Here is a 15,668-nt window from a genome sequence, read left to right as displayed (position 1 = left end):
CCCGTGGCCGCGGCTCCCGGATTTCTGCCGTACTGGACCGGCAGGCAGCACAGCGCCGAGTCGACCGTCTTCTGCCTGCCGCATGCCGGTGGGGGCGCCTCCGCCTATCACCACTGGGTGGGCGCCGACCCCGCGCTGGACGTGCAGCCCGTTCAGCTCCCGGGCCGTGAGGACCTGATCGGGACGGCGCCCTTACCCGATGCCGCCCGCCTCGTGGCGCTGCTCGGGCCGCAGATCGCCGACGTCTCGTCCGGGCGCACCGTGCTGTTCGGCCACAGCATGGGTGCGATCCTCGCCGCGGAGCTGACCGCCTGGCTCCACCGCCAGGGCGCGCACGTGCCCGCGCTGCTGGTCGTCTCCTCGCGGCGCGGCGGCCCCGGTCGCCGGCCGACGGCGGACCAGCTCACCGCGCACAGCAGCGACGAGGAGATCGTCGCCGGGCTGCTGCGGATGGGCGGCACTCACCGGGAAGTCCTCGACGATCCGCAACTCCGCGCCCTGCTCCTCCCGACGGTACGCAACGACCTGCTGCTCCTCGACCGCTACCGGCGCGGATACGGCGACCGGGGGCTGCCCGTGCCACTGCTGGTCTGCGCCGGGCGGGAGGACACCGTCACGGCCGACGAACTCGGCGACTGGTCCACGCACACCGCGCTGGAGTGCCAGGTGCGCAGGTTCCCGGGCGGCCACTTCTACCTTCGCCACCAGCGGCATGCCCTCTTCCAGGCCGTCCGTGAGGCGCTTGCAGCAACCGGCCTGCCGTCCGCTGCCCCACCCCGAAAGGAGCACCATGCCGCAGACGCCGCAGACGCCGCCCTGTGACGGCGCTTCGCGCGACGCGGAGGAGACCTGCCGCATCCTCCTCGCGCTCATGCGGGAGGAGTTGGACGACGAGTCCGTCACGGAGGACGACGATTTCTACGCCGTCGGCGGCGACTCGCTCATCGCGGTACGGATCGTCGTGCGGGCCAACGAACGCGGCGTCGGCATCCGGCTGCTGGACCTGCTCATGCACCCCTCGGCGCGGGAACTGGCCGCCAACGCGGGCGAGTCGGCAGCTGAGGAGCCGGCCGGCACCGCCGAGCCGTCCCCCTCCGGGCTGCCCGGCACCGCCGAAGCCGCCAACTCCCCCGCAGCTCCGGGCGTTCCCGCACGACGCCCGGCCTCGGCCCTCCAGATCGGACTGGTCTACCAGTGCGAGATGAGCGAGGACCCCGGCCTGTACAACGACCTCATCGGCGTACGCGTACGCGGTCCCTTCGACGAGGCCCTCTTCCGTACGGCGCTGACCGCGCTGCTGGCCCGGCACCCGGCGCTGCGCAGCTCCTTCGATCTGGCGGCCGATCCCGAACCGGTGCAGCTGGTGCATCCGGATCCGGCGCTGCCGCTGGAGGTCGAGTATCCCGCTCCCCCACAGACCGGCACCGGCGCGGCGAACGCCGCCTGCGCCGCCGCGGCCGAATCCTGGCGGGCCCGGCAGCTCGGCACGGCCTTCGACTGGGAGACCCCTCCGCTGTTCCGCTGTCACGTCGCAGCCGCTGCCCCGGCGGCCGAGGGGTTCCGGCTCACCGTCGCCATGCACCACGCCCTGATGGACGGCTGGAGCTTCGCGACCGTCGTCACCGACCTGATCCGGCTCTACGACGCCGCCGTCACCGGCACCGACCCCGGACTGCCGATGCCGCCTCCCGGCGTGCACGAGCTGTTCGTCGCGGCGGAACGGGAAGCCGCCTCCTCCGCCGAAGCGGCGCGCTTCTGGCAGCAGCACGCCGAAGGCCCGCAGGTGTTGCCGGACCGGGCCCGGGACACGCCGCCGGGCGACGCCTCGGCCCGCCTGAGCCTGCCGTTCGACGACGCGCTGAGCGCCGGGCTGCGGAGCGCAGCCGCGCAGGCGGCCACGCCGCTCAAGAGCCTGCTGCTGGCCGTCCACTCCTGGGCACTGGCCCACTGGTCCGGGCACCCGGACGGCATGGTCACCGGAGTGGTGCTCAACGGCCGCCCCGAGCAGCAGGGGGCCGAGCTGTCGGTCGGGCTGTTCCTCAACACGGTGCCGCTCCGGCTGCCGACCGCCGCCGGGACCTGGACGGAACGCGCCCGCGCCGCACGGGAAGCGGAGATCGCGGCGACCCGCTACCGCCACTACCCGCTGGCCCGGATCGAGGAGCAGGTGCGCCGCCCGCCCTTCGATGTCGCGTTCAACTTCACCGACTTCCGCGTCTACCAGCAGTTGGAAGGGCTGGGTTCGCTGAAGGTGGACGAGTGGTACCACGCCGACAAGGCGAGCCACCCGGTCTCCCTGGACTACACGCTCGACTTCCCCGGCTTCGGCACCGGTCTGCTCGCCTCCTACGACCAGCAGGCGGTGCCCGAGTACCGGCTCCGCGAACTCGTCGGCCTGGTCGCCGAGGGCCTGCGCTCCGCCGCGGCCGAGCCGTCCGGCCGGCCCCCCGTCCCGGCGACGACCCCGGCCACCACGGGGAGCAGCTCCCGGTGAGTGGCTCTGCCGGTCCCCTGGCCGTCGTCTACGACCACGGCTCCGCCTCCGCCGGTGAACTGGCGGTAGGGCTCTCGCCGCTGGCCCCACTCGTCTTCCTGGTGCGCCCCTCCCCGCACAGCACCCGCACCGAAGGCGTCCTCGCCCAGTGCGGGCGGACGCTGCGGATGACGGGAGACCCGCAGACCGACGCCCGGGCGCTGGCGGCGGAACGCCCCCGGGCGATCCTCACCTTCGCGGAGAGCGAGCTGCGCACCACGGCTGACCTCGCCGCACGGCTCGGGCTGCCGTTCCACTCCCGTAGGACGGCGGCGGCACTCACCGACAAGGCGGAACAGCGCTCGCTGCTGCGCCGCGCCGGACTGGACGAGGCACGCAGCCACCAGGTGTTCGACGAGGACGCATGGTTCGCGGCGCTGGACGACCTGCGGCTGCCGGCGGTCGTCAAACCGCCCCGGGGACAGGGCAGTGCGGCGGTGCGCACGGTGACGGACCGCGCGGAGGCGGCGCAGTTGGCGGCGGCGCTGCTCCCCGCCGCTCCGCACGGCTGGGTCGTCGAGGAGTACCTGGCGGGCCGGCCCAGCCTGCCGCACGGCGACTACGTCTCGGTGGAGACCGCCACGACGGCTGCGGGGACGGTGCCGCTGGCCGTGACCGGCAAGCACCCGCTGGTCCACCCGTTCCGTGAGACGGGCCAGTTCTGGCCCGCCGCGTTGCCGGAGGGAGAGCGCCGCGCGGTGTGCGAGCTGGCTGTCGCCGCCGTCACAGCGCTCGGCGTCACGACGGGGATCTGCCACACCGAGATCAAGCTCACCCCGGCCGGGCCGCGGGTGATCGAGGTCAACGGCCGGCTCGGCGGCCACCTCAACGAACTGTCGCGCCGCGCCTGCGGCGTGGATCTCGTCGGCTGGGCGGGCCGGATCGCCCTCGGCCAGGAACTGCCGGGGCCCCTGCCGACGACGGCCGAGGTGCACTTCCAGTACAACTCTCTCGCCCCCGTCGAGCCGTGCACCCTCCACGCCGTGCACGGTGCCAAGGAGGCACGCGCCGTGCCCGGCGTCCACGGCCACCGCCCCTACGTACGACCCGGCGGCAGGCTGCCGGGCGGCATCGGTACCACCCACCTCGATCTGCTGTGGGGCGCCGCCGCCGACCACGACGTCATGGTGCGCACTGTCCACGCCGCGCTCTCCTGCCTCTCCCACGAGTTCGGCTTCGACAACGGCGGCGTCCACACCATCCACCCCCGTCTCACCCCTCCCCACCCGACCCCGCTGTGCGGCCCGGCCCGGCCCGGCTCTCATCCGTAACCCCCGCGGGCGCCGCCGGGACACCGAAGGCGCCCCGCACATCAGCCGGATCGACGCGGCGCGCCGGTAGGCCGCCCCGCACGGCCGGGGCTCCACCCGGTCAGGCTCCACACATCCAGGGCTCCCCCACGGCCGGGGCGCACGGTTCTCACACGGTGTTCACCTGAACACGAAGCGCAATACACGATCACGATCGGTTTGCGCCACAACGTGTCAGGCGCTTCTGGGCTGAAGGGGGCCTCGCTTGATGGGCGTTGATCGTTTCTGGTTATGCTGCTTCAGCCTCGGCATGACGGAGTCTCACTGAGTTCCCCCGGCAACGTCTTGTCCTGCTGCGGGGTCCCGGACCGGTTGGGGTGAGCCCGCACGGAGGGCCGGAGGAGGACTTGTTGCTCCCCACATCGCCTCTTTGCTCAGTCTGTCGAACGATTTGAGGACGCTGATGATGCGCACGGGATCATCTCCCGGAGGTCAACGGTCCGCCCCGCCGTGGGGGTGGTGGCTCCCCGCACTTGCCATGGCCGTCGCCACGACCGTCGCGGCCGTCCAGGTCCCCGCGGGCGCGCGGGCGGCGGTCATCGGGTGCGGAGTCGTCGCCACCCTCGCCGTAGCTCTCACCGTGGCCGAACTGCTGTGGCGCGGACGCGCGTTGGCGACGTTGCAGGCCGAGTACGCGGAGCACCAGGAGACACTCCAGCGTCACCTGCGCCAGCAGGAGGCCGCGACCGTACAGTTGGCCAAAGACCGGCTGCCCGAGGCCGTGGAGCGGCTGCGCCGGGGCGAGTTCGCCGAGGACGTGGTGCGCTCCCTGGCGTCCGACAGCCCGGAGTCCGGGCTCGGGACCGAGTTCGAGGCGGCCCACCACGAGCTGCTGCGCTCCGTGGTGGAGGCGGTGCAGGCCGAGGAGTCCCTCCGCGATTCCGCGCAGCGCGGTGTCGTCAACATCGCCCGCCGCGTCCAGGCCGTGGTGCACCGCCAGGCCACCGACCTGCGGGAGATGGAGGAACGGCACGGCGGAAGCGGGGAGTTCTTCGCCGATCTGCTGCGCCTGGACCACAGCAATGCGCTGATCAGCCGACTCGCCGACACCATCGCGGTGCTCGGCGGGGCCCGGCCCGGCCGGCAGTGGAGCCAGGCTGTCCCGATCTACAGCGTGCTCCGCGGCGCCATGTCACGGATCGCCGACTACCAGCGGGTCTCGCTGCACTCGGTCGCGGAGGTCGCCGTGGTCGGCCGTGCCGTGGAGCCGCTGATCCACGCGCTCGCGGAACTGCTGGACAACGCCACCTCCTACTCGCCGCCGCAGACCCGGGTCCACCTGACCGCGAGCGAAGTGCACGCGGGCATCGCCATCGAGATCGAGGACGGCGGCTTCGGGCTGAGCGAGGAGGCGCGGGCGCGGGCCGAGCACATGCTCAAGACCGCTCGTGAGGGCATCGACCTCAACGACCTCGGCGAAGCGCCGCGCCTCGGCCTGACCGTGGTGGGGCGCTTGTCCCAGGAGTACGACTTCCAGGTGTCGCTGGCGCCTTCCTCGTACGGCGGCGTACGGGCGGTCCTCGTGGTCCCCCACGAACTGATCAGCACCGCGCCCGCGAGCGGGCGCGCGCACGGAATCGGCGCCGCGTCCGGGCAGCGTCCATCGGACCGGCCCACCCCGTCCGGGCCGTCGGCCACGAAGCTCGCACCGTCGACCTCCAGCCTCGGGGAGCAGGAGCGGATGGATGAGGAGACGCCGGAGGTCGCCGAGCGTACGGCCAGCGGCCTGCCGCAACGCCGTAGCCGCCGCGTCCGGTCCGGCACCCGCCCGGTGAGCAGCGCTCCCGCGCAGGAGCAGGCCGAGCAGGAGCCGGAGAGCCCCGCGCCCGGGATGTGGATGGGCGCATTTCAGGAAGGTCTGTCCGGCAAGCGCTCGGCAACGGCTGCCGCCCAGGAACACAGCGACAAGTCGTCGAATGAAGGTGAGTAAGCGATGGTTCGGCAGCCCGACATGGACTGGATGCTTAAGGACTTGGCGGAGAGCGTCCCGCAGACTCGCCATGTCGTCCTTCTGTCGTCGGACGGTCTGTGCATGGCCGAGTGTCCGCCGGACAGGGACACGTCCGACCGGCTGGCGGCGATCGGAGCAGGTCTCCAGAGCCTGGCGGGAGCAGCGGCCAAGGACTTCCCCCACAGCAGCGGACGTATGCGGATGGTCGTCATCGAACTCGACGGCGGCTTCCTGCACCTGATGGCCGCGGGGGAGGGAGCTCACCTGATCGTGCTGGTCGACGAGGGGGTCGACATGGGCCTTGTGGGGCAGCAGATGCGGGATCTCGTCGTCCGGATCGGCGCCCACCTCACCAGCCCGCCACGTGGCGATGACCGGCTGGCGCGATGACGCCGGACGAGGAGTGGGACGAGGGCAGCCCGGAACGGCTGTACGTCCTTACGGGTGGGCGCAGCGGGACCGAGGAAGACGGTCTCGACCTGGTCACATTGATCGTGGCCCGTACCGCACCTCGGATCGGCATGCAGCCGGAGCACGAGTCCATCCTGCGGGTGTGCGAGTCCCCGCTGTCCGTTGTGGAGATCTCGGCACATCTGAAGCTCCCGGTGAGCATCGTGACCGTACTGCTCGCGGATCTCCTGGCCGAAGAACGTGTGGAAGCCAGAGCACCGGCGACCCCGTCTCTTCCCGACATCGACATCATTAAGGCAGTGATCCATGGTCTCCAGAACCTTTGAGACGGTGCCGGGACCTCGGAGCGAGGACGCGCTGCCGTCGTCGGCCATGTCCGCCGTCAAGATCGTCATCGTGGGCGGATTCGGCGTCGGCAAGACAACCCTCGTCCGCTCGGTGAGCGAGATCCGGCCACTGACGACCGAGGAGACGATGACGCAGGCCAGTGTCAGCGTCGACGATCTCGCGGGTGTCGAGCGCAAGACGATGACCACCGTGGCCATGGACTTCGGCCGCATCAGCCTCAACGACGAGCTGGTCCTCTACGTCTTCGGCACGCCGGGTCAGCAGCGCTTCTGGTTCCTGTGGAACGGCCTGTTCGAGGGCGCGCTGGGCGCGGTGGTGCTCGTCGACACCCGGCGGTTGGAGGCGAGCTTCGATGTGCTGGGCCGGCTGGAGGATTCGCAGACCCCTTTCGTGGTGGCCGTCAACACGTTCGACGACGCGCCGTCCTACTCCGACGAGGAGCTGCGGGAGGCGCTGGATCTGGCGGACGACGTGCCGCTCCTGGTGTGCGACGCCCGGAGCCGGGAGTCCAGCAAGGACGTCCTGCTGTCGCTGATGCGGTACCTGTATTCCCTCGCCATGAATCCGGAGGCGACGTGACCTCGCAAGACCCCATCCCCTCCCACGAGCCATGGGAGCCGCGCACGCCGTCCTCGCGTCCGGAGCCCGGCGGAGTACCGGCTGCCGCCCCGCCGCCCGGCTGTCCCGCGCACGTCGGTGGCGCGGGCAGCGCCGCGGGGCTGCGTCCTCTCTTCGGCCCCGAGGCCGACGCGGACCCCATGGCACTGTACGAGAAGCTGCGTGCCGAGCACGGCCCGGTGGCCCCGGTGCTGCTGCCGGGCGACGTACGGGCCTGGCTGGTGCTGGGCCACCGGGAGAACCTCGAAGTGCTGCGCACGCCATCGCTGTTCTCCCGGGACTCGCGTCACTGGCACGCCATGCGGGAGGGCCGGATCGGGCCGGACCACCCGCTGGCACCGGTGACGATGTGGCAGCCGCTGTGCGTGTTCGCGGAGGGTTTGGAGCACCGACGGCTGCGCCAGGCGCTCACCGACAGCCTGTCCCGCTTCGAGTCGCGCGGCATCCGCCGCATCGTCATTCGCATTACGCACCAGCTCATCGACGACTTCCAGGACGCCGGGCAGGCCGATCTGGTCGAGCAGTTCGCCGACCAGCTTCCGATGCGCGTCATCACGAAGCTGTTCGGCATGGAGGAGGAGTACGGGCCCAAGTTGGTCGAGGCCGCCAAGGACTTGCTCCAGGGCACCGAGACCGCGGTGGAGAGCAACAACTTCATCACCGAGACTCTTCAGCGGCTGGTGGACCGCAAGCGGGCGGTCCCGGGTCACGACGTGGGCTCCAAACTGATCGAGCATCCGGCCCGGCTGACCGACGACGAGGTGCGGGAACATCTGCGACTGACGATGGTCGCGGCCAACGAGACGACGGTCAGTCTGATCTCCAACACGCTGCGGATGCTGCTCACTGACCGCCGATTCCGGGCCACCCTGGCCGGTGGACACACGACTCTGCCCGACGCGCTGGAACAGGTGCTGTGGGATGAGCCGCCGCAGACAGCGTCCATCGGCCGCTGGGCCACGGGGAACACCCAACTCGCCGGACGGCGGATCAAGGCCGGCGACCTGCTGGTCCTCGGGCTCGCTGCAGGGAACGTCGATCCGGCCGTCCGACCCAACCTGTCGGTGCCCTTGCACGGCAACCGCTCTCATCTGGCCTTCGCCGCCGGCCCGCACGAGTGTCCGGGCAGGGATCTGGGCCGGGCCATCGCGGACACCGGCATCGACACGCTGCTCTCCCGGCTGCCGGACCTCCGACTGGCCGTACCGGCAGGGGAAGTGCGCCGGGACAACGGTTTGATGTTCCGTCGGCTGGTGTCGCTGCCCACGTCGTTCACCCCGGCCCGCCGGGCAGGGCGGCGGGGTACGGGTGAAACCGGCTCGCCGGTCAGACAGCCCCTGCCGCCGCCGGTTCCCGAGCCGCCCCGGGTGGTCCCGCTCCAGGGCCGTCCGTCGGTGCCGTACGGGGGGACCGGGTCGGTTCCGGAGCCCTCCCCGGCGCAGAAGCCGGCCCGCAGGTCCAGGTGGGCAGCCGCAAAACGTTGGCTTCAGGGCCGCAGGTAGGGATATCCGGATCTTTCTGATTTCTCGGAGTGGTGCCAGCTTTGTGCGCCGGGAGGCCGTGGAGCGGCGATGCGCGACTCGTCCCGGTATCGTACGGGATCACCACGGCTTTCGTGGGGATATGCCAAGCGGGCGCCACTGGGAATCTTCTGGCGCGAATAGCCACTTGTTGCGATGGATACATATGAGCCGTAGAGGGCCACCGCACGTCATCCACTCCTTGCCGGTTACCGACCCGCCCTACAGGGCGGGTCGTGGCATGAGCGCTTGTCGTGTGGCCGACGGCGCGGTCGGAATCCGGCGCACCACCGGCAGACCTTCTCAAGTGTTCGGGCACGAAAGCGGCGTGGCCGCAGGACGACTGAGGTGATCGACAGTGGAGCAAGGCGTGCTGGTCCCGCCCGTCTATTCTCCGATTCCCCCCGCGATACATTGCCGGCACGAACTGATCAACCAACAGACTGCCGACTGGGCACGGAACTTCGACATCGGCTCGCGTGAGCTCCGCGAGAAATTGATCGGTCACGAAATCGGCATCTTCGCTGCCCGCGTTCTCCCGGACGGTGAGGAGGAAGTCGTCTCACTCCTCGCCGACTTCATCCTGTGGCTCTTCGTGGTCGACGACGGCCACTGCGAGGAGGGAAAGCTCGGCACCGACCCCAAGGAACTCGTCCCCGAACTCTCCCGGTTGCTACGGATAGCGCAGAACCCGGAAGTGGCCATGCTCAACGAAGACTTCCTGGCTGCCGGACTGAGGGACCTGCGTCACCGGATGAACCGGCATGCGACACCGTCGCAAGTGGCCCGCTGGGTGGACGCGCTGCGGGAGTACTTCCTGTCCGTGGTGTGGGAGGCGTCGCATCGCAGCAAGGGCGCAGTTCCAGACCTCAACGACTACACCCTGATGCGGCTGTACAACGGCGCCACGTCCGTCTTCCTGCCGCTGCTGGAAATGGGCCACGGCTACGAACTCCAGCCGAACGAGAGGGACAGCACCTCCGTACGTGCTGCTGCCGAGATGGCCTACTTCATCATCACCTGGGACAACGACCTCTTCTCCCACCACAAGGAATCCCGCGGGCAGCAGTACTACCTCAACGTGCTGCGCGTCTTGGAACACCACCACGGGCTCGCCCCGGCCGATGCACTCGAGACCGCCGTCGCCCAACGCGACCGTGTCATGTGCCTGTTCCTCCGGCTCCGTGCTCACCTCACCGCCTCCGGCAGCCCTCAGTTGCGGCAGTACCTGGCAAGCCTCGCCTGCTTCATCCGGGGCGCGCAGGACTGGGGCACCTCCTCGCACCGGTACACGACCCCGGAGGACCCCGCCGACCTGCCAACTACGTTTCGGGACACCCCCACCGACGACAGCACCGAGCCGCTCGACATCCCTGCCATCGCCTGGTGGTGGGATGTCGTACCCGAGAATCCGGCCCCCGTCGTCCCACAGCGTGGACTGCCGCGGGACCGTGACACGGAGTTCGGGCTTCCTCGCCTCCCCACCTCGAACCGCGTGGCTGCCGGGCACCAACGCCGTACCTGTGCCTGAGCAACGGTGCAGTCATAAGAGTTATGAAGAGGAGCTTCCTGTGAGCACAACGTTGCACGCGATACCCCGGGCCCCCGGAAGGCTGCCACTGGTCGGCCACGTCATTCCCCTAGTGCGCCAACCGCTCGACTTCATGCAGTCCCTGCGGTCGACCGGTGATCTGGTCCGGGTGGATTTCGGCACCCTCCCGGTCTACTTCGTCAACAGCGCCGACCTCACGCACGAGCTTCTCGTCACCAAAGCCCGGCACATGGAGAAGGGCAGGTTCTTCACCCGGGCACGCATCCTGTTCGGAGACTCTCTGCCGACCGCCCCCTCGCACATCCACCGGCCGCACCGCCGGCTGATGCAGCCGGCCTTCCACCGCGAACGGATCGCCAAGTACGCCCGGGTGATGGCCGACCGGGCCCGGGCCATGGCCGATGCCTGGACCCCGGGGCAGACCGTCGCCCTGGACGAGGAACTGGCCGAGCACTCCGTCAGCACACTGGCCGCAACCATGTTCTCGGCGGACATCAGCCGTCCCGCGGTCGAGGTCATGCTCAGGGATGTGCCGGTTCTGCTGAAGACCGCGATGTTCCGTACCGTGACACCGAAGCTGCTTGACCGACTGCCGATCCCGGCCAACCGGAAGTTCGACCAGGCGGCCGCCCGAGTGCGCAAGGTTATCGACGAGGTCATCGCCGCATACCGGGAGCACGACGACCGCGAGGTCGACGACCTGCTGTCCACCCTGCTCGCCGCCCGCGACAGCGACACGGGAGAGGCCCTCAGCGACCTTGAGGTGCGCGACGAACTGGTCGGCATCCTGTTCTCCGGCACCGAGACCACCGGCTCGGCCCTCGCCTGGGCCTTCCACGAACTGGCCGCCCACCCCGAGGTCGAGGACCGGCTTCTCGACGAACTCCGGTCCGTCGTCGGTGACCGTCCCGTCACCTCCGAGGACGTGCCCAGGCTGGAGTACACCGACCGCGTGGTGCGCGAAGTCTCCCGTTTGCACGCGATCCCGCTACTGATGCGCCGGGTCGCTACTCCGGTGGAACTCGGCGGCGCCGAGCTGCCGGTCGGTACGGAGATCGCCTTCAGCCTCTACGCCCTGCACCGCGATCCCAGGCTCTTCGAAAGCCCGGAGCGGTTCGACCCGGACCGCTGGCTGCCGGAGCGCAGCAAGGACCGGCCGCGGGAAAGCTTCATTCCGTTCGGTTCGGGCAACCGCAAGTGCATCGCGGACGGCTTCGCGTCGATGCAGATCGTCATCGTGCTGGCCACCGTCCTGTCCCGGTGGCGGCTGGAGCCTGTGCAGGGCCACTCCGTACGGGAGGTGGCATCGGCGGTGGCGCACCCGGACCGGCTCCCGATGCGGGCAGTGCCCCGGACGACGTCGGCCTGACGCTGCCTCCGGCGCCCGCGCCCGGCAAGCGTCCGGCCACCGGCGTGCTCGCCGCATCTGAACGGCGAGCACGCCCCGTGCGGTCGCGGGCCTCGGCGTCAAGCCTCCCGCACGGTCGATCCGGACCAGCCGTTCGTCCAGCAGCGTCCTCGGGCCGCGCCCGATGGCTGGCGGGCCTGCGCCTCACTCCTCGTACAGGTACGCGGCGTATCAGCCTTGCCACTGTCCGTGCGGAAGGTTGGTCACTCCGCGTATCCGGTTCGCGTTCCACCGTTGTCCGGTCGGCGCTCCGGCCGTGAAGATTCTCTCTCCTGGTGACGATTCCGCCCGCACCCATCCCGGAAGGGCAGTGCTCCGCGTAGGCTCGCGCGTCGGCCAGGGGTTCAGTCGATGGCGTATCCGTGCGGTCCGGTCACGGTCCGTAGTGCTGGAAGTCGCGCCCCTGAAGCCGAGGATTCGCGCAGCGGAGCCCGCACCCGGCCTCGGACCGTCGACGCACCACGCACCCGGGCAGGACGGCGGCCTTGCCGGTCGCAGATGCCGCACCGCAGCGGCCCGCCGACCGGACAGCGCCCGACGCACACGTCACCCACACATCCGGTCGCGACCGTGACCAAGCACCGAACGGGGAGACCCGCATGAGGAAGAGCAGGAGACTGACGGACGCCCGCCCGAGCCAGGGCTCCGGCGACCCCGAGCCCGGCATACCGCACGCCGCGTCCCGGCCGAGCGGTCGTTTCCGGCAGCGTCGTAAGCGGCGTGCCCTCGGTCTGGTGGCCGCTGTTCTGGTCGGTGGCACGGCCGCCGGGACGCTGGTGGCAGCGAACGGTGCCGCTGCCACCACCACCGCCCACGCCCGCGTCGGCGCCTCGAAGGTGGTGTGCAAGTCCGACAACAGCGGCCTGGCGGATCGGCTGTCCCGCAAGGTGGCCCGCGCGCTGCGCCAGCATGACAGCACGGCGGCGGTCGCCCTCTACGACCGTTCGTCCGACACCTCGTGCACATACCGTGCGGGTACCGCGTACGACTCGGCGAGCGTGGTGAAGGCCACTCTTCTCGGTGCGCTGCTGCGGCAGGCACAGGAAGACCACCGCAAGCTCACACCGCGGGAGAAGAAGCTCGCCACCGCCATGATCACCAAGTCGGACAACGCCGCCACCAGCACCCTCTGGCGCGAGGTCGGACGCAGTGATGTGCAGCATTTCCTCGATCTGGCGGGCATGAAGCACACCGAGCCGGGCCCGCAGGGCTACTGGGGCCTCACCCAGGTCACAGCCGGTGACCAGGCAAAGTTGCTCAAGCTGCTCACCTCCCCCAACCGGGTGCTGAACACCAAGTCCCGCGAATACGAGCTCCGACTGATGAACAAGGTCGTCCCCGACCAGCGCTGGGGAACCCCGGCCGGTGCCCCGAAGGATGCCGCCGTGCACGTGAAGAACGGCTGGCTCTCGCGCGCTGCGCACGGCTGGCGCATCAACAGCATCGGCGCCTTCACCGGACACGGCCACGACTACGGAATCGCGGTGCTCTCGCAGGACAACAAGACGATGCGCGACGGCGTCGCCACGGTCGAGGCCGTCTCCCGCGCGATCCACCACCAGCTGACCCGCTGAGCCTTCGCGGACGACGAGTATCCGGAACGCTGCCGTACGTGGGGAGGGGGGCGCGACTGGGCGCATCCGGTGGTCGCGTTATTCGGCCAAAGACCGCGCTCCCCGGCTAGCCTGCCCTTCTCCCCGTCGGTAGCGTCCTGGGACACCAGGCGTCAAGTGCCGTGCAACGCAGTGGAGTTCCCTACGAGTGGGAATTCGCGCAGGGCGGTCGCGGCCATGCCCTGGGGCTGTCACGTGGCTGGGGCTCGGGGGATTCCAGCGCCGTGCGGCGAGGCCCCGAGTCGACACATCGGCTCGGGGCCCTGCTTGTACCTGTCCCCCGCCCCCGTGCCCGTACCGCACGGCACAGCCCCGCGACCGCAAGGAGGATCAGTGCCCTACGCGACTGTCAACCGGATCGAGTTGTTCTACGAGGAGCACGGCGCCGGACAGCCACTGATCCTGCTGCACGGCTGGGGTACGTGCGGTGAGGTATGGAGTGCGCAGCGGGAGGAGTTCGCCCGTGACCATCGGGTCGTCGTCCCTGACTGGCGCGGGTGCGGCCGCTCCGGGCGGCCGACGGGCAGCAACACGATCGCGGACAACGCCGAGGACGTCCTGGCGCTGGCAGCCGCGCTCGAACTGGAGGACCCGGTGCTCGTCGGGTGCTCGGCCGGGGCAGCGATCGTACTCGAAGCGGCCGGCCGGGCGCCCTCTTCCGTACGTGCGGTGGTCGCTGTGGACGGCCCCGGTTACTGGCCGGCGGAGCAGAAGGCGGAACGGCTCGTCGAGCTGCGGCAGGCACTGCGTACCGACCGGCCGGAGACGGTCAGGCAGTGGGTCGTGGACTGGTACGGCCCGCTGGCCGACCCGTCGCTGCTGGAGTGGACGATGCAGCAGATCCTGAAGTCCTCCGAGTCCATCGATGAAATCCTCACCGATGCGGTGCGCCGCAATCCGCGGGACACCGTCGGAAAGCTTGCCATGCCCGCGGTGTTCATCCACGGCAAGCTCGACGCGGAGATACCCGTCGAGGTGTCCGAGGCCCTCGCGGAGCTCGCCCCGCACGGTGAGGCGCACATCATGGAGGAGTCGGGCCACATGCCGCACGTGGAGCAGCCCGTGGAGTTCAACGCGCTGCTGCGGTCCGTCCTCGGACGCGTCGCGGCGCCAGGGGCGGTCTCCCCCGCCGAGCGGGACTGACCGCCTGGACGCGATACGCACACACACCAGCAGGGCCCCGAACCGGAGATCCCGGCTCGGGGCCCTGCCGTACAGCGCTGGGGTCCCCCGACCCCCAGGCGCGGTACGTCTCCAGAAGCTGGCCGATACTGACCCGTGTGAACTCCGCGGTGTCGTATGGCATTTGACTCCTGGGATTCAGAACGTTACTCACTGCTGAATGAGCAGGCTAGCCGCGGAACGCGGTCCCTGGCCGAATAACGCGACGGTGAGTGAGGAAGCTCTGATGAACGCGTCCGCTGCCGACGACAGCCGGATGCGGACGCTGGTCCGCAGCGACGATCTGGACGAGACGCGCGAGTTGATCAGTACCGCCTACAGCCCGTACGAGCTGCGCGTCCTGAACCGACCGGGGGACTTCTCCGCGTGGTACGCGGAGGGCGGCTTCCCCGGAGTCACCCTGTCCGCGCTGAGCTACGGCACGGAGACGCTGGTGGCGCCCGAACCGCTGTCCACGTATCTGCTGGTGTGCCAGGTCCACAGGGGAAGGGTCCGGGTGGAGTCGCCGGGGCGTGAGGAACAGTTCGTCGACACAGGGGACACCTATGTGCTCGATCCGCACCGGAGGTTCAAGGTCTTCTGGGGCGCCGGCGCCCGCATGACGACGGTCCGGCTGTCCCGGGAGGTGGTGGACCGCGCGGCGGGTGAGGCGTTAGGCCGCGAGGAGCCGGTGCGGGCACGGTTCGCCTTGGGCGGTGCGGTGTCCCCGGCGGCGGCCGAGAGCTGGTCGGGGATCTCCGCGGCAGTACACCGCGAAGTGATGGCCGGAGGAGTCGCCCACACCAGTCCGCTGGTCGCGGCCCAGCTCACCCAGGCGGCAGCCGCGGCTTTGATGGCGACCCATCGTCTGCTGCCGGCATCGGAGCCGGTGCGGCGCACCGGGAACGTGGCACATCCGGCCGTCCGAAGGGCCATCCAGCTCATCGAGGAGCGCAGCGACCAACCGCTCACCCTGTCCGACCTCGCTGTGGCTGCCAAGCTCAGCCCACGGGCTCTTCAGGAGGCGTTCCAACGGTACGTCGGCCGTACGCCGTTGGCCTATCTCCGCGAGGTCCGGCTGGACCGCGCCCACCGCGATCTGGTCGCGGCAGATGCGGACGGGCCGGTCACCGTGGCAGAGATCGCCTTCCGCTGGGGCTTCTCCAACCTGGGCCGGTTCGCGAACTGGTACCGCCGCCGCTATGGGCACGCCCCGTCCGTCACCCTGCGCACATGACCGGCA

Annotated in this window: 13 protein-coding genes; all 13 read left to right on the top strand. The window is 70.2% G+C overall.

Translation table 11 applies throughout. The features are described 5' to 3' along the window. The first annotated feature begins 3 nt into the window (after positions 1-3). The 13 genes from ACTWP9_RS34300 to ACTWP9_RS34240 all read left to right on the top strand — a co-directional run bounded on the left by ACTWP9_RS34300 (position 4) and on the right by ACTWP9_RS34240 (position 15,662). The gene (locus ACTWP9_RS34300; protein ID WP_443250245.1) at positions 4-822 is read left to right on the top strand and encodes a thioesterase II family protein; all 819 of its coding nucleotides are present in this window, start codon (positions 4-6) and stop codon (positions 820-822) included. Beyond that, the gene (locus tag ACTWP9_RS34295) at positions 791-2,494 is read left to right on the top strand and encodes a condensation domain-containing protein (RefSeq protein WP_443250244.1); all 1,704 of its coding nucleotides are present in this window, start codon (positions 791-793) and stop codon (positions 2,492-2,494) included. Before ACTWP9_RS34300 ends, ACTWP9_RS34295 begins: the two co-directional genes overlap by 32 nt. Beyond that, entirely contained in the window at positions 2,491-3,804 is a 1,314-nt protein-coding gene (locus ACTWP9_RS34290; protein WP_443250243.1) for an ATP-grasp domain-containing protein, read from the top strand. Before ACTWP9_RS34295 ends, ACTWP9_RS34290 begins: the two co-directional genes overlap by 4 nt. A gap of 442 nt (positions 3,805-4,246) precedes the next feature. Next, positions 4,247-5,773 (top strand): ATP-binding protein, encoded by a 1,527-nt coding sequence (locus ACTWP9_RS34285; RefSeq protein ID WP_443250242.1) that lies wholly within the window; start codon positions 4,247-4,249, stop codon positions 5,771-5,773. Between the two features lie 3 nt (positions 5,774-5,776). Then, positions 5,777-6,184, top strand: a complete 408-nt coding sequence (locus tag ACTWP9_RS34280) for a roadblock/LC7 domain-containing protein (RefSeq protein WP_443250241.1) — start codon at positions 5,777-5,779, stop codon at positions 6,182-6,184. Beyond that, the gene (locus ACTWP9_RS34275) at positions 6,181-6,531 is read left to right on the top strand and encodes a DUF742 domain-containing protein (RefSeq protein WP_443250240.1); all 351 of its coding nucleotides are present in this window, start codon (positions 6,181-6,183) and stop codon (positions 6,529-6,531) included. The genes ACTWP9_RS34280 and ACTWP9_RS34275 overlap by 4 nt, the downstream gene beginning before the upstream one ends. Then, on the top strand, positions 6,512-7,132 hold the full coding sequence (locus ACTWP9_RS34270; RefSeq protein ID WP_443250239.1) for a GTP-binding protein: 621 nt from the start codon (positions 6,512-6,514) through the stop codon (positions 7,130-7,132). Before ACTWP9_RS34275 ends, ACTWP9_RS34270 begins: the two co-directional genes overlap by 20 nt. Continuing rightward, positions 7,129-8,673 carry a cytochrome P450 gene (locus ACTWP9_RS34265; RefSeq protein WP_443250238.1) on the top strand — a complete coding sequence of 515 codons (1,545 nt, stop codon included), beginning with the start codon at positions 7,129-7,131 and terminating at the stop codon, positions 8,671-8,673. The genes ACTWP9_RS34270 and ACTWP9_RS34265 overlap by 4 nt, the downstream gene beginning before the upstream one ends. A 376-nt stretch (positions 8,674-9,049) precedes the next feature. After that, a complete protein-coding gene (locus ACTWP9_RS34260) occupies positions 9,050-10,222 on the top strand; it encodes a selina-4(15),7(11)-diene synthase (protein ID WP_443250237.1) in 1,173 nt (390 codons plus the stop codon). A gap of 40 nt (positions 10,223-10,262) precedes the next feature. Beyond that, positions 10,263-11,612, top strand: a complete 1,350-nt coding sequence (locus ACTWP9_RS34255; RefSeq protein WP_443250236.1) for a cytochrome P450 — start codon at positions 10,263-10,265, stop codon at positions 11,610-11,612. 638 nt (positions 11,613-12,250) lie between these two features. Next, the gene (locus tag ACTWP9_RS34250) at positions 12,251-13,225 is read left to right on the top strand and encodes a serine hydrolase (protein WP_443250235.1); all 975 of its coding nucleotides are present in this window, start codon (positions 12,251-12,253) and stop codon (positions 13,223-13,225) included. Positions 13,226-13,597: 372 nt separating this feature from the next. Beyond that, on the top strand, positions 13,598-14,407 hold the full coding sequence (locus tag ACTWP9_RS34245; protein WP_443250234.1) for an alpha/beta fold hydrolase: 810 nt from the start codon (positions 13,598-13,600) through the stop codon (positions 14,405-14,407). 265 nt (positions 14,408-14,672) lie between these two features. After that, positions 14,673-15,662, top strand: coding sequence for an AraC family transcriptional regulator (locus tag ACTWP9_RS34240; protein WP_443250233.1), 990 nt, complete (start codon positions 14,673-14,675; stop codon positions 15,660-15,662). Positions 15,663-15,668 lie beyond the last annotated feature (6 nt).

The organism is Streptomyces sp. 3N207, assembly GCF_052246355.1.
Taxonomy (GTDB): domain Bacteria; phylum Actinomycetota; class Actinomycetes; order Streptomycetales; family Streptomycetaceae; genus Streptomyces.
This window is presented reverse-complemented; position numbering and strand designations above follow the sequence as displayed.